This window comes from Ruegeria sp. A4 (assembly GCF_056543025.1).
In genome coordinates this window covers 105,091-121,911 of record NZ_JBQGAW010000002.1, presented here as the reverse complement: position 1 = coordinate 121,911, position 16,821 = coordinate 105,091, and the positions used below count along the sequence as shown (strand labels likewise).

Here is a 16,821-nt window from a genome sequence, read left to right as displayed (position 1 = left end):
ATCGTGGCTCTATGAAGGTGATTTCAAACCCAGCCTATTCAGAGCTTTGTCCGCTGACCGAGCCCAACGTTCCCGAAGGGCAGCGTTGGTACTATGGCGCAAACCAAGTGATCTCAGATGCTCAAATCGGTTCGGGTCATCCCTCCCGAAAGACACTGCTACGCGTGGCCACCAATAGTCCACAGCGTCTTGCATGTCTTGCGACGCTCCGTTTTCAACCAGCTTCACAGCGCCTTCCAACGCCAGTTCGCCGTGATGCGCCTCGATCGGTGCGATCTGCCGGAAAGCCTCGGCCAGTGGCTGGTAAGAGACGGTCGAGAACTCCGCCAGTTGCTCTGCCACGGCACGGCTCATCAGCAGGTTCATGACGACGGCATCAGTCCAACCGGAAATCGGATAATTGAACACCGCAAGCCGCATGTCATGTTCGCTGCGGGTCGCGCCGATATCCGCTTTTCGATCCAACCGGGCAGTCCACGGGTGATGCGTGGCATAACGATCCGTGTCGGCGCCGAACTCACCCATGATTTTCAGAACCCGATCCGCATGGTCCGTCTTTTCCAACACGATCTTCGCCGCCGCGATGCGTTCCTTTATGCCGGGGCCCTGGTTGATGACATCAGCAAAGCCCGCGGCACCTGCGAGTTCGCTGTCCACAAACGTAGCCATCAGTTTCATCAGTTCGGCGCGGTAACGCGGCGGTACGTTGGTCGGATTGGTCAGCACTCCGCCTGCGGCCAGGTAGCTGTCAAGTGTCATGGCGTCGGTCATTGATCCTCTCCCTTTACTGGTCGTAGTCCACGACCACGCGGTCGGTAACCGGGTAAGCCTGACAACTCAGCACGTAACCTTTTTCGACCTCGTAGTCTTCCAGCGCGTGATTGGCGAGCATCTCGACTTCGCCCTCAAGAACACGGCAGCGGCAGGTTGAACAGACCCCGGCCTTGCAGGCGTAAGGCGCGTCCATGGCATTTTCCAGGGCGGCATCCAGAATGGACTGATCCTTCGGCAAGGTGACGGTCTGCGTCGCGCCGTCCAGTGTGATCGAAGCACTGGTCTGGTTTGCCTGCGTGCCTGCGTCGGCGGCGTCTGTCTTGCGCCTGGCCCGACCCGGCTGGGCGCTTGCGAAGAGTTCGAACTTGATCTGGCTGTCCTCAAGTCCGTGTTCCCGCAGAGCGGCGGCAATACCCAGCATCATCGGCTCTGGTCCGCAGATGAATGCGGTGTCTGCATTCTTGACATCGATCCAGTGCTTGAACAGCTCGCGGCATTTTTCCTGCGTTACCAGACCGGTAAACAGGTCAATCTCCTGCGCGTCGGTTTCCAGAATGTGGATGACGTTCAGCCGACCCATATATAGGTTCTTCAGATCCTCCAGTTCCTCGCGGAACATGATCGTGTTGATGCCCTTGTTGGCATAGATCAGCGTAAATCGGGATTTGGGTTCGCGCGCCAATGTGGTTTTGAGGATCGACAGAACAGGCGTGATCCCCGATCCGCCGGCGAAGCCAAGGTATTGTTTTTCCGCATCCGCATCGATGGGTACGTGGAAATTGCCCATTGGCGGCATCGCCTGCACGACGTCACCTATGTTGAGCTCTTCATTTGCCCAGCTTGAGAATGCGCCACCCTCGACACGTTTTATGCCAACCTGAAGAACACCGTCATCCTTGCCGGCACAGATGGAGTAGGAGCGGCGCAGTTCTTCACCGTCGAATTCGCGCCGGAACGTCAGGTACTGGCCGGCGGCGAAGTCGAACTGTTCCGCTGCGCCGTTAACGGGCTCAAGCGTAACGACAACCGCATCGCGGATGGTTTTGTGGATGTCGGTGACTTTCAGGTCGTGAAAACGTGCCATCCGGTGCTCCTCCTCAGATGCACTTGAAATAGTCAAAGGGTTCCAGACAGTCCGCGCAGCGCCAATGGGCCTTGCACGGGGTCGAGCCGAACTGGCTGACCTTTTCGACTGCTTTACTGCCGCAATGGGGACAGCGATCCGGGCCGCCCGCGGGTTGCGGCGGCGCAATGCCATAATCTTCCAGCTTGGCGCGGCCTTTTTCGCTGAGCCAATCGGTGGTCCAGGCGGGTGAAATGCTGGTTTCTATGAGCAGATCCCCGATGCCGTGATCGCGCAGGGCGGTTTCGATATCCATACTAATGATGGATGTCGCCGGGCAACCGGAATACGTTGGCGTGACGGTTACGACCAGCGTGTCAGCGTCCCAGCGCACATCGCGCACAATGCCCAAATCCACGACGGAGATCACCGGGATTTCGGGATCGGGCACGGCATCCAGCCAGCTCCATATCTGGTCAGTCGAGACCCGCATCCGCTTTTACCACTTTGCTCCGGGATAGGCGCGTTGCAGCCATTGCATCTGCGTCAGCAGATGGCCCAGATGTTCGGTATGCATGCGCCCGTCGCGGCCGCCTTTATGGGCAAAACGGCTTTCCGGAATGGTCAGAGTTGCCTGATTGAGGACCCGCTCAACCAGAGCGTCGTATTCCTCTCGCAAATCCGCCGGATTCGGAGCGATCCCTGCGGCGACCATCTGGGCGTCCACCTCGTCGCTGGCAAACATCTCGCCCACATAGGGCCACAGGTAATCCAGAGCATCCTGCATCCGGGCATGGCTTTCCTCGGTTCCATCACCAAGCCCGACAACCGTGTCGCCCGAACGTTCCAGATGGTAGGTCACTTCCTTGCTGGCCTTGGCGGCGATTGCCGCGACCCGCTCGTCCGAGGAAGCCATCAGGCGCCCCAGCATGATCGAGTGCCACGCATCGAACAGGAATTGACGCATCAGCGTACGGCCGAAATCGCCGTTCGGCACTTCGACCAGCAACACGTTGCGGAAATCCCAGGCGTCGCGCAGGAAAGCCAGCTCGTCGGCGCTTTTGCCACCATCGGCCTCTCCCGCAAGGCCCAGCCACATCTGGGTCTGGCCAATCAGGTCCAGCGCGGTGTTGGCCAGCGCTATGTCTTCTTCCAGAACCGGCGCATGGCCGCACCACTCACTGACACGATGGCCGAGGATCAGGGTGTTGTCCCCCATCCGCAGCAGGAATTGCAGAAATGCCTCGTCCCGGGTCATCACATTGCCCCCACTTCATCGGGAATGTCGAAGAAAGTCGGGTGGCGGTAAACTTTGCTTTGGCTCGGTTCGTACAGCGGGCCTTTGTCGCTGGGCGACGACGCCGAGATGTTGTTGGCTTCGACCACCCAGATCGAGACGCCTTCGTTGCGGCGGGTGTAGACATCGCGCGCGTTCTTGATTGCCATTTCCGCGTCAGGGGCATGTAGCGAACCGACATGTCGGTGGCTCATCCCATGCTGACCGCGGATGAAGATTTCCCACAGGGGCCATTCGGTATTCATCGGGTATCCTCCTCAGGGTAAGCTTATTCAGCAGCCAGATTGCCGGCCTGTTTCTTGCGGGCGTGGGCCAGCAGCCCGTCACGGACCCACTTGCCGTCGTCCCAAGCCTTGTTGCGCGCGGCCAGCCGATCCACGTTGCAGGGGCCGTTGCCCTTGATCACGTCAAAGAATTCCGACCAGTCGGGTTCCGTAAAGTCGTAATGCCCCCGCTCTTCGTTCCACTTCAGATCCGGATCAGGGATTGTCAGACCCAGATACTCAGCCTGCGGCACGGTCTGGTCGACGAATTTCTGGCGCAGCTCGTCATTGGTGTTGATCTTGATCTTCCACGCCATCGACTGGGCCGAATGCACCGAGTCCTTGTCGGAGGGGCCGAACATCATCAGTGACGGGTACCAGAAGCGGTTCATCGCATCCTGCGCCATCTTGCGTTGCTCGGGCGTACCTTCGGCCATTTTGCGAATGGCATCGTAACCCTGACGCTGGTGAAAGCTTTCTTCCTTGCAGATGCGGATCATGGCGCGCGAATACGGCCCGTAGGACGTTCTTTGCAGCGGCACCTGGTTCATGATCGCCGCCCCGTCAACCAGCCACCCGACGGCACCGATATCGGCCCAGTTCAAGGTCGGGTAATTGAAGATCGACGAATATTTCATGCGGCCATCCAGCAGCATCTCGGTCAGTTCATCGCGGCTGACACCCAACGTTTCGGCGGCACAATACAGGTAAAGACCGTGCCCGGCCTCGTCCTGCACCTTGGCGAGAAGGATCGCCTTCCGCTCCAGCGTCGGCGCGCGCGTGATCCAGTTGCCTTCGGGCAATTGGCCCACAATCTCGGAATGAGCGTGCTGTCCAATCTGACGGATCAGCGTCTTCCGATACCCGTGCGGCATCCAGTCCTTTGGCTCGATCTTGATATCCGCGTCGATCCGCGCCTGGAATTCAGCTAGCTTGTCCGGATCTTCATTCGACGCTTCGGATTCTACCATCTGAGCATACATGTCCCGTCTCCTCCGTTACACGCGTTCAAGTATAAGGGCCGCACCCTGCCCGACACCCACACACATGGTGCACAGGGCATAGCGCCCGCCGGTACGTTTCAATTGATAGGCCGCAGTCAGCACAAGACGCGCACCGCTCATGCCAAGGGGATGGCCCAGCGCTATTGCGCCACCGTTGGGGTTCACGTGAGGCGCGTCGTCGGGAAGACCCAGCTCGCGCAAGGTGGCAAGGCCCTGAGACGCAAACGCCTCGTTCAGTTCGATCACGTCCATCTGATCCACGCTCAGCCCTGCCCGGGCCAACACCTTGCGGCTGGCCGGCACCGGGCCGATGCCCATCACACGTGGCGCAACACCCGCAACCGACATGCCGACCACACGGGCCATCGGGGTCAGACCGTTCTGGGCTGTCGTGGCCTCATTCGCCATCAGGATCGCCGCCGCGCCATCATTCACACCGGACGCATTTCCCGCCGTCACGGTTTTGTCGGGCCCGTTCACACCTTTCAGACCCGCGAGTTTTTCTGCCGTAGTTCCCGGGCGCGGGTGCTCGTCCGTATCAACGACAATCGGATCGCCCTTGCGCTGGGGAACCGAAACCGGGGTGATTTCATCCTTGAACACTCCAGCCGCATGCGCGGCGGCCCAGCGGGACTGGCTGCGCGCGGCAAAGGCATCCTGGTCTTCCCGGCTGATACCATAATCTTCGGCGACATTGTCGGCCGTTTGCGGCATGGAGTCGACGCCGTATGCCTGCTTCATCTTCGGGTTCACGAAACGCCATCCGATCGTCGTGTCGTACACCGCGTTGCTGCGGGTGAACGCCGAACTTGCCTTGGGCATCACGAACGGCGCGCGTGACATGCTTTCCACGCCACCCGCAATGACCAAATCATAGTCGCCCGCCTTGATGCCGCGCGCCGCCATTCCCACGGCATCCATGCCGCTGGCACACAGACGGTTCACCGTCGTTCCCGGCACATCAATCGGCAAACCCGCCAGCAGTGCCGCCATACGCGCAACGTTTCGGTTGCTCTCGCCCGCCTGATTGGCATCGCCATAGATCACGTCGTCAACACTGGCCCAGTCGACCTGAGGGTTGCGCGCCTTCAATGCCGCCAACGGCAGAGCAGCCAGATCATCAGTGCGGACCGACGATAGCGCCCCTCCGTAGCGTCCGATCGGAGTGCGCGTCGCGTCACAAATGAAAGCGTCCATCTTAGAGTACTCCTGTTCCCGTGGAACAATATCAACCGTCTGGTCGGTTAATAAATCTTCCCCTGATTCGATGCAAGTCTTATGTTACTCAATCTTCCCATGCGCCGCACATCTTGTAACATTAAAGGTGACTGCTGACCAAAGAGGTTTTCTTGACCGCAAAAAAGACGACGCAGCCCTTCGCGATGGCAGGACATCCAACAGCTCGCCCGAACTTTGCCCCGCTGTGGGTCAGTCCATCAGCTCGGCTTCCAAGCTCGATAGCGAAGGGCGCGGCAGCCTGTCCAACAAGTGCGAGACAGCTTCTCTGCATGCGGCGCCTTTCCAGTCGTCCGGCAGGAAAACCGGCGGCAGGCTTGGATGGCGCAGAACGATACGTCGCCAGGCATGCACCACCAGTACGCGCAGAACCGCCGACCGCATCGGATCGCCCGCCCCCTCTGCGGGCAAAAGCCGCTCAACCACCTGAATGGCATCCCAGAACTGATCATAGGCGGTTTTCAACGGCTCCGGCCCGCACAGGTCGCGAAGCCAGTTCGGGACGGACATCGTGTCGCTCTCGAAACCCAGAAGCTCCTCAAGATCATCCGGCATCGGCCCGGGCGCCATGGCCGTAGTCGCATTCAACGAGAAGTAATCCCCTGTCAGCATCAGGTCCGACAGTTCCTTTCGGGAACTTTCCGAGTTGCTCGCGATGAGGACATGCCAGATATCCGGCATGTTCGGGTCGCGGGAATAGATACGCGGTGCGGCTGCAACGCTTTGACGGCGGCCAAAGCTGGTCAGCCTGTGCACACTGTTCCGACCAACCCGCGTGCTTTCAATCCAGCCTTCCTTGCGCAACCGATGCAACGCAACCCGCGTGGCCTCGGCCCTGATCCCCGCCAGACGCGTAAGCGCGGTGATGAGTGATCCGCTGATCTGATCTGATCCATCCTGCGCCAGATCGCCGAAAATCGTGACCAGAACAGACCACACCCGCTGGGTGCTTGTCGTGGTCAGCCGGCTGACACAGGTTTCAAACCAGTCTGGAGCGGTATCTTTCATTTGCCCAGTATAATCGGGCCCGAAGGAAATGCCATCCGGCCCCGCGCGCCCGGTTTCGTACAGGGTCAGGATTGCGCCAACGGGGTCGGTTCAGTCAAGCGTTGTCGGGCAAGACAAATGATCGGCCGAGGCAGCGCCACCTGCGCGCGCCGCGTTGCCTGCCGCTCTATTTGGCGTGCATGTCACGTTTGCGGTTGCGAGTTCGTTTCGTGGCCTCTTCCGAGCCATCGTGATAGGTTCCGAACCACTTGTCCCAGGGCATTTCCGCGTTGCCGTAATTGCATTCGTAATACCGGTGATGCAACTGGTGGAAAAACGCCCCGATCAACAACGCCTGACGGTCGCGCGCCCAGATGGCCTCGTACCCGGAATGAGACGAGGCGGCACCCAACATCAGCCAATACCCCAGAAAGATCATGTGCACCGGGTTGCTGGGCAGCACCAGCACGATCAGGATGGCACTGAGATACCCCAAAGCCTCGACCGGATGCATCGACATGCCCGACCATGGGCCGGTGTTGACGTTGCGGTGATGCACGGCGTGAACATGTCTGTAGATGAATGGCTGATGCAGAAATAGATGCACCACGTAGAAATGAAAGCTCTGCCAGATCGCCAGGATCGGAAACAGCAGCACGAACCAGACCGGATGCGCCGTGAAGCTGAGCGTGGCGATATAGTCGTTGGCATACATCCAGCGCAGAAAGCACTCCAGCATCGACAGGAATGTCGCGCCAAAGACCATCGAATGGTAGATGTTGTCCCAGGTCTGATAGCCGAACTTGTACAAAGCGTTCTGGCGCTTCATGTAAGGCCGTGGGTCGTATTTCAGCAGCTTTCCCTGCCCGTCAACGCCGTAGAACCACATGTGCAGACCACCGGCGACGATCAACAGCAGCACCCAGTTCCGAATGAATACCCATGACATCCAGCCCGAGGCAAACGAGGCCTGCCCGGCATCGACGGGTTGTACCCAGAAGGCCACTAGGAAGGCCAAGGCCAGAAAGATCGAGCGGTCCGAGAACTGAAGCCAGTTCTGCCAAACCCATTTCGCCAGGACGCCGATTTTCGGCGGCCAGTTCCAGTACGGGGCGTATATCACCGGCAAGTCCGGGTGCCAATGCCATTCGCGGCTCATGGGGCCGGGCGCGGGGCGTGCCTTGGTGGTGCCCTGAAGGTTCGCATCTTGGGTCGTCACGTGATTGTCCTTTCCTGAATAAAGTCGCCTTTTTCAGGACCAGGCCGGAGGCGGCTCGTAAGGATATTTGCGTGATGGCCGGCGATACATGATGTGACCTATTCGTGGAACGGGCGGCGGTTATCGAGCACCTTGCGCAACCTGCCCCGCCCATCCGGTTTCTTGCGGACACCGGCAGCGGAAAGCGAACCGTTCCGCTCAGAAACGGCGGCACGAAAGACGGCCAGAAGTTTCAGCCGATTTGCTTCAGGCGTGATGCAGGATCCCCCCATGTCGGCGAATGCAACGGCGCAAGAATGATGATCCGCCATGCTGTAGATCCGTTACCTGCCCGCCGCGCACCGCCCTATTCGGCGGCCTTCAGGTCAGATCCTTGCGGGATCACTTCGTAACCGGGCTCTTCGGGTTCATCGTCCAGCATTTCCGATGGGAACCCCGGCGCGCGGATATCCAGCCCGGTTTTGTCTTCGAGCCGGCGGATGATGTTGGGGGAAAACTCACGAGGGCCGTATTTCTCGATCCCGTCCTTGAAAATCTCGATCATCAGCGGATTGACCTCCAGCGGCACCCCGGCGCGATCCGCCACCTCCTGAAACAGGCCGATATCCTTCAACACCAGGTCCATCGTGAACGAGATATCGCGAGACCCGTTTAGGATGACCTGACTTTCGGTTTCATGCACGAAGGATGTTCCCGAACTGATCTTCATTGCCTCATACGCCGTATTCAAATCCATTCCGGCGGCCTTGGCGACCACAAGCGCCTCTGAACAGGTGATCAGGTTTGCAGTGGCCAGATAGTTGGTCAGCACTTTCAGTACCGAAGCAGATCCCAGTTCACCGGTATGAAGGATGCGACGCCCCATCGTGGTCAGAAAGGGCAGAATACGTTCGAACGCGGCGCGATCACATCCGGCAAAAATCGAAATGTTGCCGGTATCCGCCCGATGACACCCCCCCGAGACCGGACAATCGACGGCAGCGCCACCGCGTTCCTTCACCATCGCACCCAGACGCTTGACCTCTGCTTCATCCGTGGTGGACATCTCCATCCAGATTTTGCCCGCGGTCACTTCGGGCAGCATGTCCTGCATCACAGCGTCCGAAGCCGCCGGAGAAGGCAGGCAGGTGATCACTGCATCACAATCCCGCATTAGTTGTGCCGGATTCTCGGCAGCCTTTGCCCCGCGGTCGACGAAACCTAACACTAGGTCAGAGTTCAGATCATGTACGGTCAAATCAACGCCATTGCGCAGCAAACTGCCACTGAGTTTCCCGCCGACATTTCCAAGGCCGATAAATCCAACTTTCATACCTGCGTTCCCTTTCCGGTGGCCAATCAGAGGACCAGCGCTGTTTTTCCCTGATGAAATCTACGGGCGTTGAATGCAGCATGTAAAACGAATAAATATCGCCGGTATCCATAAAATTTTTTGGTGCTGGAAATGTCAAAATCGCCCAATCTGGTCTGGCTGCGGTCTTTTGACTGCGCTGCACGGCATATGAGCTTTACTGCTGCGGCAGAAGAGCTTGGCATCACACAGACGGCCTTGAGCCTGCACGTCCGCTCATTGGAAGCACAGCTGGGCTGCCCTTTGTTCTTTCGTGCCGCGCGCAACCTCAGCCTGACAGAGGTCGGGCAGGCCTATGCGTTTTCAGTTCGGCGCGCCTTGGGCGATATCGACCTGTCGACCGCAAGCCTGTTTGGCTCCGGTCACAAGCACGAGCTGGTCGTGCGTGTGCCGATTTCCACGGCCAGCTTGTTCCTTGGCGGCAGATTGCCCGAGTTTTCACGCGCGCATCCGGGTGTATCGATCAGGTTGGTTTCAAATATCTGGGCAGAATCCGCGGGCAGGGAAAACGTCGATGTCGAGCTGCGTTTGGGAAACGGGGAATGGAAGGACGGGCCGTTCAGCAAGATCTCGGACGAACGTATCGTTCCGGTTGCAGCCGGATCACGAGATCGGAAATGGCCTTCGCCGGAAGAACTGCTGGTCAAACCCCAGATACAGATTTTGGGATTTCAGGACATGTGGCACCGGTATTTTTCCGCTTTCGGCACAGAGTATTCTCCTGCGGCGTCTTGCTTCACCGTGGACACGACAATTGCCGCCGTGGACATCGTGGCGGAAGGTGGAGGATACGCGGTAATCCTTGAGCGCTTTGCCAGAACCGCAATCAAGGCCGGAAGGTCCATCGCGATTGTCGGGGACGCCATTCCAATCGAACAGAGCCATTTCCTTGTCGATGGCCTGAGATCGAACGCAAACTCTGCTGCCAAACAGATGTTTGAAACCTGGCTCAAACAGATTTTCGCCTGAGTTGTGCCTGCGGGCAATGAGTTCGGTCTTCTGTATTTGACCAGTTACGCGCGTGCCCGCGTCTGCTTGCTGATCCAGTTTGCAAAAACTTGAACGGCGTCGTTCTTCTGACCTGTTGGCGTCGCGATATAATAAGCGCTGTTCGACGTGTTGGCGATCTGGCCGATTTCGGTCAAAACGCCGGACGCCAGCTCTTCTTCAATCAAATACGAGGGCAGAATGGCGGCACCCAAACCGACGACGGCGGCCTCGATCAGCATCGAGAACTGATCAAACCGCATCCCCGGAAAAACCGCTCCCGGATCCAGCCCGAGCTGAGAGTGATAGGTGGACCACAGCTCGGGGCGCGAGGTCAGATGCAAAAGCGGCAGCTCGAAGGTTTGCGCGCGGGTGTCCAGCCTGTGACGTCTCAGCAGCGCGGGTGCTGCCGTGACCACCAGATGCTCAGGGAACAACCTGCGTAATTGCGCGCCCGGCCAATCCTCCTGCCCGAAATGGATGGCCAGATCCATACGTCGTTCTTCAAGGCTGAAAGGCGTCGTGTAAGAGTGCAGATCCAATTCGATCCCGGGATGGCGCGTTTTGAAATCCGGCAGGCGCGGCACCAACCACCGTGTCGCAAAGGTGGGCAGGACGGCCAGGGTCAAAAGCGACGCACCGTCTCCGGCTGCAATCGCACGGTTGATTGTACCACTGAGACGTTCAAGATCACCTGCCAGCTCGTCCCGCAAGGCCCGCCCCGCCTTGGAAAGGCGCACTGCGCGTCCAACCCGCCGAAACAGCGTAACGCCAATCGCGGCCTCAAGCTCTCGGACCTGGCGGCTGATCGCGCTTTGCGTCACGCCAAGCTCTTCGGCCGCCATGGTATAGCTTTCATGGCGCGCGGCGGCTTCGAAACTGCGCATAAGAGCCAGCGATGGCAGTGAGTTGATCCGGGGCATGGAACTCATGAGTTTTAGTCACTGAAAAGATACTCATTGGCGTATTTTTCTCAAGTGACTTTGTGGCTAAAACCGAACCTGTTTGCAGAGGAAGGTTCATTGTGTTCCAGCGCGCTGACCGGTTGAACGGTATCGAATTGTCGGAAATCGTCCAGATCTCAGAGGCCGCCGCCCGCCTGCGCGCCCAAGGGCGTGATATTCTGGCGCTGTCAACCGGCGAACCGGACCTGCCGACGCCACCCCATGTGGTCGAAGCTGCGCATTCCGCGGCACTGGAGGGCAAAACCAAGTACCCGCCCACTGCGGGTGTGCCTGAACTGCGCACGAAAATTGCCCGACAGGCAGGTGCCGAGATGGCTCAGATCATCGTATCAACAGGCGCGAAACAGGTGATTGCAAATGCGATGCTGGCCAGCCTTAACCCCGGCGACGAGGTCATCATGCCCGCCCCCTATTGGACCAGCTATTCCGATATTGTCCGGATGGCAGGTGGGGTGCCGGTTGTTCTGCCCTGCCCAATGGAGCAGGGCTTCAAACTGCTGCCTGAACAATTGCAGGCCGCCATCACACCGCGCACGCGCTGGCTTATGCTGAACTCACCCTCGAACCCGTCGGGCGCGATTTACTCGAAGGAAGAACTTGCGGGGCTGGCAGACGTGCTGGAGCGCCACTCGCAGGTCTGGGTTCTGGCCGATGAGATTTATCGCCATCTCAACTTTGCACCTTTCACGTCCGCGGCCGATGCCGCCCCGGCGCTGACCCATCGCATGCTGATCGTCAACGGTGTGGCCAAGGCGTGGTCGATGACCGGATGGCGCATCGGCTGGGGGATCGGACCGTCCGATCTGATAAGCGCCATGGTCGCTGTTCAGGGTCAGGTCACATCGGGGGCATGCTCGATCTCGCAATGGGCGTCGCTGGCCGCCATCACTTGCGACCCCGAGTTGCTGGAGGAGCGTCGCGCCCTCTTTGCCGCGCGCCGCGATCTGGTCGTCGACGGGTTGAACGCAGTACCCGGGCTGCGCTGTTCCACCCCGGACGGGGCGTTTTACGCCTTTCCGTCCTGCACTGGCCTGTTGAAAGAACAAGGCGGGCCATTTGACAGCGACGCGGAATTCTGCACGTGGTTGCTGGAAGATGCCGGCGTTGCCCTGGTGCCCGGCCGCGCCTTTGGGATGCCGGGCCATCTTCGCCTGTCATTCGCATATGCTGAAGATACAATTGCAGCGGGCCTTGCGCGTCTGAAAACCGCTGTGGAAAGGAAACTTGCATGAAACCTCAATCCTCCCCGCACCTTGGCCCCTTCACCTGGGACGACCCGTTCCTGCTGGAAGACCAGCTGGCCGAAGACGAACGCATGGTTCGTGACGCTGCGCATGCCTACGCGCAGGACAAGCTGCTGTCTCGGGTTACTGCCGCGTTTGCCAATGAAGAAACCGACCCGGCCATCTTTCGCGAGATGGGTGAGATGGGTTTGCTGGGGACAACCATCCCCGAGGAATATGGCGGCATTGGGTCCAGCTATGTGACCTATGGTCTGGTCGCGCGCGAGGTCGAGCGTGTGGACAGCGGCTATCGTTCGATGATGTCGGTGCAGTCCAGCCTGGTGATGTATCCGATCTACGCTTACGGCACCGAAGAGCAGCGCCAGAAGTACCTGCCCAAACTGGCAACCGGCGAATTTATAGGCTGCTTCGGGCTGACGGAACCCGATGCCGGTTCGGACCCCGGCTCGATGAAGACTGTCGCGAAGAAAACCGAGGGCGGCTATGTGCTGAACGGGTCGAAAATGTGGATCTCGAACGCCCCGATCGCCGATGTGTTCGTCGTTTGGGCCAAATCCGAGGCGCATGGCGGCAAGATCAAGGGCTTTGTCCTGGACAAGGGAACGGCTGGACTGTCGGCGCCCAAGATCGAAGGCAAGCTGTCCTTGCGCGCCTCGATCACCGGTGAGATCGTGATGAACAATGTCGAGGTCGGCGAGGACGCCCTGCTGCCCAATGTCGAAGGTTTGAAAGGCCCGTTCGGCTGTCTGAACCGTGCGCGTTACGGCATCGCCTGGGGGTCGATGGGCGCCGCCGAGGCTTGCTGGCACGCGGCCCGGCAATATGGGCTGGACCGCAAACAGTTCGGCCGTCCGCTGGCGCAGACACAACTGTTCCAGCTGAAGCTTGCCAACATGCAGACCGAAATCACGCTGGGCCTGCAAGCCGCGTTGCGCGTGGGTCGCCTGATGGACGAAGCCCGCGCCGCGCCCGAGATGGTCAGCCTGATCAAACGGAACAATTGCGGCAAGGCCCTTGAGATCGCCCGCCATGCCCGCGACATGCATGGTGGCAACGGGATCAGTCAGGACTTCCACGTGATCCGCCACATGGTGAACCTTGAAACCGTCAACACCTATGAAGGCACCCATGATGTGCATGCCCTGATCCTGGGCCGTGCGCAGACAGGTCTGCAAGCCTTCGCCTAAGGACATCTGACATGGATCGCGCCGCAATCGTGCATGACAATTTCCTGCGCCGTGTTGCGGCGCGGGACTTTCCCGAAGGGTCCGCACCGGCCGGGCCGCTGAGCGGTTATCAAGCCGTCGCGCTTTACAGGGCGCAATGCCTGAGCCGCGCGCTGGACCGGCAAAGCCGCGCGATGCAGAAGGCGGGCCAGGGGTTCTATACGATCGGGTCGTCCGGGCATGAGGGCATGGCGGCCGTTGCCGCGGCCCTGCGCCCGACCGATCCGGCCTTTCTGCACTACCGCGATGCGGCCTTTCAGATTGCCCGCGCGGATCAGGTGCCGGGCCAAAGCCCGACATGGGATATTCTGCTGTCCTTTGCCTCGTCTTCCGAGGATCCGATCAGTGGCGGGCGTCACAAGGTTCTGGGATCGAAAGCGCTGTGCATTCCGCCGCAGACCTCGACCATCGCCAGCCATCTGCCGAAGGCGGTCGGCGCGGCATATGCCGTCGCTGCTGCACGGCGTCATCGCCCTGAACATGCAGACATGCCCGAGGATGCCATCGTCTATTGCTCGTTCGGGGATGCCTCGGCCAACCACTCCACCGCACAGGGCGCGTTCAACACGGCGCAGTGGACGTCCTTTCAATCTGTGCCTCTGCCCCTTCTGTTCTGCTGCGAAGACAACGGGATCGGTATCTCGACCAAAACGCCGAAAGGCTGGATCGCGGCCACTTTCGCCAACCGTCCGGGCCTGAAGTATTTCTCGTGCGACGGGTTGGATCTGTTCGACACCTATCGCGTCGCGCAACAGGCGGCGGACTATGTGCGCAGCCGCAGGAAACCTGCTTTCCTGCATGTTCGGACTGTTCGCCTGTACGGTCACGCCGGGGCCGATATGCCAACCACCTATATGCCAAAAGCCGAGGTTGAGGCCGAAGAAGCCAACGACCCGCTGCTGCATTCCGTGCGCCTGTTGGATCAGTTTGGCGCGATGGGCCCGGAACAGGCGCTGAGCGTCTACAATGATACCTGCGCCCGGGTCGCCCGCGTGGCCGATCAGGCCGTCGCACGCCCGCGCCTGCAAAACGCAAAAGAGGTGATGGCCAGCCTGATCCCGCCGGCACGCCCCTGCGCGCCGACCAACGGCCCAACACCCGAGCGTCGGGCCGAGATTTTCGGCGGCGATCTCAAGGCCCATTCCGAACCGCAGATCATGTCGCGGTTGATCAACTGGGCACTGACCGATCTGATGCTGGAACATGGCGAGATCGTCATGATGGGCGAAGATGTCGGCCGCAAGGGCGGCGTTTACGGCGTGACCCAAAAGCTGCAAACACGGTTTGGCCCTGACCGGATGATCGACACGTTGCTGGACGAACAGTCGATCCTGGGCCTGGCGATCGGCATGGCCCAGAACGGGTTCACGCCAATGCCGGAAATCCAGTTTCTGGCCTATCTTCACAATGCCGAGGATCAGCTGCGAGGTGAGGCCGCCACCCTGCCCTTTTTCTCGAACGGTCAATACACCAACCCGATGGTCGTGCGCATTGCCGGACTGGGGTATCAAAAAGGGTTTGGCGGACATTTCCACAATGACAACTCGGTCGCTGTATTGCGCGACATCCCGGGCCTGATCCTGGCCTGCCCGTCGAACGGTGCCGACGCCGCGCGGATGCTGCGTGAATGCGTGCGCCTCGCGCGTGAAGAACAGCGGCTGGTCGTTTTCCTCGAACCCATCGCCCTCTACCCGATGCGGGACCTGCACGAGGCCGGAGACGGCGGCTGGATGCAAACCTATCCCGATCCTTCTGAAAAGATCGGCTTCGGCGAGGTGGGCGTGGATGGTGACGGCGACGATCTGGCCATCGTCACCTTTGGAAATGGCGTCTATCTCAGCCATCAGGCGCGCACGGCCTTGCAGGCCGACGGGATCAAGACACGGATCATCGATATGCGCTGGTTGTCCCCTTTGCCCAAAGCGGCAATGACACAGGCCGTGATCGGGGCCAAACGCATCCTGATCGTCGACGAAACCCGCCACCATGGCGGCGTGGCCGAAGCTCTGATGGCGCATTTTCATGAAACAAGCGATGTGCCGCTGGCCCGCATCACCGCAGAAGACAGCTTTATCGCAACAGGCCCGGCCTATGCTGCGACCATGCCATCGAAGGACAGTATCGAAACCGCCGCGCGATCCTTGATGGAGGCCGGCACATGAGTTCCGCCAAACAGACTGCCGTCGTCATCTTCCCTGGCCGCGGTACTTACAACAAACCAGAACTGGGTGTCTTGGGCCGGCAATTCAGCGACAAGGCCCTGTTGCGACGCTTTGATGACATGCGGCGCGCGCAGGGGCAAGACACGCTCAGCGAACTGGACGGTGCCGCCCGATATTCCATTGCCAAGCACACGCGCGGCGACAATGCATCTGCTTTGATCTATGCCGCGACTTTGGGTGATTTCCGCGCCATCAATCCTGACAAAATCGAAGTGGTTGCGGTGACGGGAAATTCGATGGGCTGGTATTCGGCACTGGCCTGCGGCGGTGCGCTGTCCGCCGAAGGAGGGTTCGAGGTGGTCAACACCATGGGCACTCTGATGCAGGAAAACATGATCGGTGGTCAATTGATCTATCCTTTCATGGAGTCCGACTGGCATCCTGACCAGGCCCGCAAGGCTGAGCTGCTTGCCTTGGTGGATGACATCGACCGAACCGATGCGACGCTGACCCTGTCGATTGATCTGGGCGGCATGTTGGTGCTTGCAGGCGACGACGCCGGTCTGGCCGCGTTCGAAAAGGCCGTACCGGTGGTTCAGGAACGTTTTCCCATGCGATTGGCCAACCATGCCGGGTTCCATTCGCATCTTCAGGCTCCGGTTTCGGCGCAGGGCCGCACACAACTGAGCGCTAGCCTGTTCCGGCAACCGGACCTGCCCCTGATCGACGGGCGTGGCCGGATATGGTGGCCCGGAGCATGCGACCCGAATGCGCTTTGGGATTACACCCTGGGCCACCAAGTGACGGAAACTTATGATTTCACCCATGCCATCGCACAGGCCGCGCATGAGTTCGCACCGGATCTTTTCATTGTTACGGGTCCCGGCACCACGCTGGGCGGTGCCGTCGCGCAAAGCCTGATCCTGAACAATTGGTCCGGACTGTCGGACAAGTCGACATTTCAGTCTCGCCAAAGAAACAGCCCGATTCTGTGTTCGATGGGAATGGATGATCAAAGGAAACAGGTGACATGAACCTGCGGG

The 16,821-nt window shown here is 59.6% G+C and carries 17 protein-coding genes; 5 read left to right on the top strand and 12 right to left on the bottom strand.

Going from position 1 to position 16,821, the window contains the following annotated elements:
* Window positions 1–9: 9 nt before the first annotated feature.
* The 11 genes from ACR0E2_RS09840 to ACR0E2_RS09790 all read right to left on the bottom strand — a co-directional run bounded on the left by ACR0E2_RS09840 (window position 10) and on the right by ACR0E2_RS09790 (window position 9,155).
* A complete protein-coding gene (locus ACR0E2_RS09840; RefSeq protein ID WP_480446266.1) occupies window positions 10–771 on the bottom strand; it encodes a Phenylacetic acid catabolic protein in 762 nt (253 codons plus the stop codon).
* Between the two features lie 13 nt (window positions 772–784).
* The gene (paaE, locus tag ACR0E2_RS09835; RefSeq protein ID WP_171363207.1) at window positions 785–1,858 is read right to left on the bottom strand and encodes a 1,2-phenylacetyl-CoA epoxidase subunit PaaE; all 1,074 of its coding nucleotides are present in this window, start codon (window positions 1,856–1,858) and stop codon (window positions 785–787) included.
* A gap of 13 nt (window positions 1,859–1,871) precedes the next feature.
* Complete coding sequence (gene paaD, locus ACR0E2_RS09830; RefSeq protein ID WP_171229245.1) at window positions 1,872–2,330, bottom strand: 1,2-phenylacetyl-CoA epoxidase subunit PaaD; 459 nt, start codon at window positions 2,328–2,330, stop codon at window positions 1,872–1,874.
* A 6-nt stretch (window positions 2,331–2,336) separates the two neighbouring features.
* Window positions 2,337–3,095, bottom strand: coding sequence for a 1,2-phenylacetyl-CoA epoxidase subunit PaaC (paaC, locus tag ACR0E2_RS09825; RefSeq protein WP_171229246.1), 759 nt, complete (start codon window positions 3,093–3,095; stop codon window positions 2,337–2,339).
* Window positions 3,095–3,379: a 1,2-phenylacetyl-CoA epoxidase subunit PaaB gene (paaB, locus tag ACR0E2_RS09820; protein WP_171118424.1), complete on the bottom strand. Its 285-nt coding sequence runs from the start codon at window positions 3,377–3,379 to the stop codon at window positions 3,095–3,097. The genes paaC and paaB overlap by 1 nt, the downstream gene beginning before the upstream one ends.
* Window positions 3,380–3,402: 23 nt before the next feature.
* On the bottom strand, window positions 3,403–4,380 hold the full coding sequence (paaA, locus tag ACR0E2_RS09815; protein ID WP_171118422.1) for a 1,2-phenylacetyl-CoA epoxidase subunit PaaA: 978 nt from the start codon (window positions 4,378–4,380) through the stop codon (window positions 3,403–3,405).
* Between the two features lie 15 nt (window positions 4,381–4,395).
* Window positions 4,396–5,598 (bottom strand): 3-oxoadipyl-CoA thiolase, encoded by a 1,203-nt coding sequence (gene pcaF / locus ACR0E2_RS09810; protein ID WP_480446265.1) that lies wholly within the window; start codon window positions 5,596–5,598, stop codon window positions 4,396–4,398.
* Between the two features lie 231 nt (window positions 5,599–5,829).
* Window positions 5,830–6,645, bottom strand: a complete 816-nt coding sequence (locus ACR0E2_RS09805) for a PaaX family transcriptional regulator C-terminal domain-containing protein (RefSeq protein ID WP_152460121.1) — start codon at window positions 6,643–6,645, stop codon at window positions 5,830–5,832.
* A 166-nt stretch (window positions 6,646–6,811) separates the two neighbouring features.
* Entirely contained in the window at window positions 6,812–7,843 is a 1,032-nt protein-coding gene (locus ACR0E2_RS09800; protein ID WP_480446264.1) for a sterol desaturase family protein, read from the bottom strand.
* Window positions 7,844–7,941: 98 nt separating this feature from the next.
* Window positions 7,942–8,154, bottom strand: a complete 213-nt coding sequence (locus ACR0E2_RS09795; protein WP_480446263.1) for a hypothetical protein — start codon at window positions 8,152–8,154, stop codon at window positions 7,942–7,944.
* A gap of 35 nt (window positions 8,155–8,189) precedes the next feature.
* Window positions 8,190–9,155, bottom strand: a complete 966-nt coding sequence (locus ACR0E2_RS09790; RefSeq protein WP_480446262.1) for an NAD(P)-dependent oxidoreductase — start codon at window positions 9,153–9,155, stop codon at window positions 8,190–8,192.
* A 132-nt stretch (window positions 9,156–9,287) separates the two neighbouring features.
* On the opposite strand from ACR0E2_RS09790, the gene ACR0E2_RS09785 reads away from it, so the two are divergent.
* A complete protein-coding gene (locus ACR0E2_RS09785) occupies window positions 9,288–10,163 on the top strand; it encodes a LysR family transcriptional regulator (RefSeq protein ID WP_480446261.1) in 876 nt (291 codons plus the stop codon).
* A gap of 44 nt (window positions 10,164–10,207) precedes the next feature.
* Here ACR0E2_RS09785 and ACR0E2_RS09780 read toward each other — a convergent pair whose 3' ends face one another.
* The gene (locus ACR0E2_RS09780) at window positions 10,208–11,113 is read right to left on the bottom strand and encodes a LysR family transcriptional regulator (RefSeq protein ID WP_480446260.1); all 906 of its coding nucleotides are present in this window, start codon (window positions 11,111–11,113) and stop codon (window positions 10,208–10,210) included.
* 89 nt (window positions 11,114–11,202) lie between these two features.
* Between ACR0E2_RS09780 and ACR0E2_RS09775 the strand changes: the two genes are divergently transcribed.
* Genes ACR0E2_RS09775 through ACR0E2_RS09760 form a run of 4 tightly spaced genes read left to right on the top strand, consistent with a single transcriptional unit; the run spans window position 11,203 to window position 16,812 of the window.
* The gene (locus tag ACR0E2_RS09775) at window positions 11,203–12,378 is read left to right on the top strand and encodes a pyridoxal phosphate-dependent aminotransferase (RefSeq protein ID WP_480446475.1); all 1,176 of its coding nucleotides are present in this window, start codon (window positions 11,203–11,205) and stop codon (window positions 12,376–12,378) included.
* Entirely contained in the window at window positions 12,375–13,577 is a 1,203-nt protein-coding gene (locus ACR0E2_RS09770) for an acyl-CoA dehydrogenase (protein ID WP_171229255.1), read from the top strand. Before ACR0E2_RS09775 ends, ACR0E2_RS09770 begins: the two co-directional genes overlap by 4 nt.
* Before the next feature lie 11 nt (window positions 13,578–13,588).
* Complete coding sequence (locus ACR0E2_RS09765) at window positions 13,589–15,778, top strand: thiamine pyrophosphate-dependent enzyme (protein WP_480446259.1); 2,190 nt, start codon at window positions 13,589–13,591, stop codon at window positions 15,776–15,778.
* The gene (locus ACR0E2_RS09760) at window positions 15,775–16,812 is read left to right on the top strand and encodes an ACP S-malonyltransferase (RefSeq protein ID WP_480446258.1); all 1,038 of its coding nucleotides are present in this window, start codon (window positions 15,775–15,777) and stop codon (window positions 16,810–16,812) included. Before ACR0E2_RS09765 ends, ACR0E2_RS09760 begins: the two co-directional genes overlap by 4 nt.
* Window positions 16,813–16,821: the final 9 nt, after the last annotated feature.

Excerpts from the sequence above, each read along its gene's own strand:
- ACR0E2_RS09840 (WP_480446266.1), bottom strand. The coding sequence starts at position 771 with ATGACCGACGCCATGACACTTGACAGCTACCTGGCCGCAGGCGGAGTG.
- paaE (WP_171363207.1), bottom strand. The coding sequence starts at position 1,858 with ATGGCACGTTTTCACGACCTGAAAGTCACCGACATCCACAAAACCATC.
- paaD (WP_171229245.1), bottom strand. The coding sequence starts at position 2,330 with ATGCGGGTCTCGACTGACCAGATATGGAGCTGGCTGGATGCCGTGCCC.
- paaC (WP_171229246.1), bottom strand. The coding sequence starts at position 3,095 with ATGACCCGGGACGAGGCATTTCTGCAATTCCTGCTGCGGATGGGGGAC.
- paaB (WP_171118424.1), bottom strand. The coding sequence starts at position 3,379 with ATGAATACCGAATGGCCCCTGTGGGAAATCTTCATCCGCGGTCAGCAT.
- paaA (WP_171118422.1), bottom strand. The coding sequence starts at position 4,380 with ATGTATGCTCAGATGGTAGAATCCGAAGCGTCGAATGAAGATCCGGAC.
- pcaF (WP_480446265.1), bottom strand. The coding sequence starts at position 5,598 with ATGGACGCTTTCATTTGTGACGCGACGCGCACTCCGATCGGACGCTAC.
- ACR0E2_RS09805 (WP_152460121.1), bottom strand. The coding sequence starts at position 6,645 with ATGAAAGATACCGCTCCAGACTGGTTTGAAACCTGTGTCAGCCGGCTG.
- ACR0E2_RS09795 (WP_480446263.1), bottom strand. The coding sequence starts at position 8,154 with ATGGCGGATCATCATTCTTGCGCCGTTGCATTCGCCGACATGGGGGGA.
- ACR0E2_RS09790 (WP_480446262.1), bottom strand. The coding sequence starts at position 9,155 with ATGAAAGTTGGATTTATCGGCCTTGGAAATGTCGGCGGGAAACTCAGT.
- ACR0E2_RS09785 (WP_480446261.1), top strand. The coding sequence starts at position 9,288 with ATGTCAAAATCGCCCAATCTGGTCTGGCTGCGGTCTTTTGACTGCGCT.
- ACR0E2_RS09780 (WP_480446260.1), bottom strand. The coding sequence starts at position 11,113 with ATGAGTTCCATGCCCCGGATCAACTCACTGCCATCGCTGGCTCTTATG.
- ACR0E2_RS09770 (WP_171229255.1), top strand. The coding sequence starts at position 12,375 with ATGAAACCTCAATCCTCCCCGCACCTTGGCCCCTTCACCTGGGACGAC.
- ACR0E2_RS09765 (WP_480446259.1), top strand. The coding sequence starts at position 13,589 with ATGGATCGCGCCGCAATCGTGCATGACAATTTCCTGCGCCGTGTTGCG.
- ACR0E2_RS09760 (WP_480446258.1), top strand. The coding sequence starts at position 15,775 with ATGAGTTCCGCCAAACAGACTGCCGTCGTCATCTTCCCTGGCCGCGGT.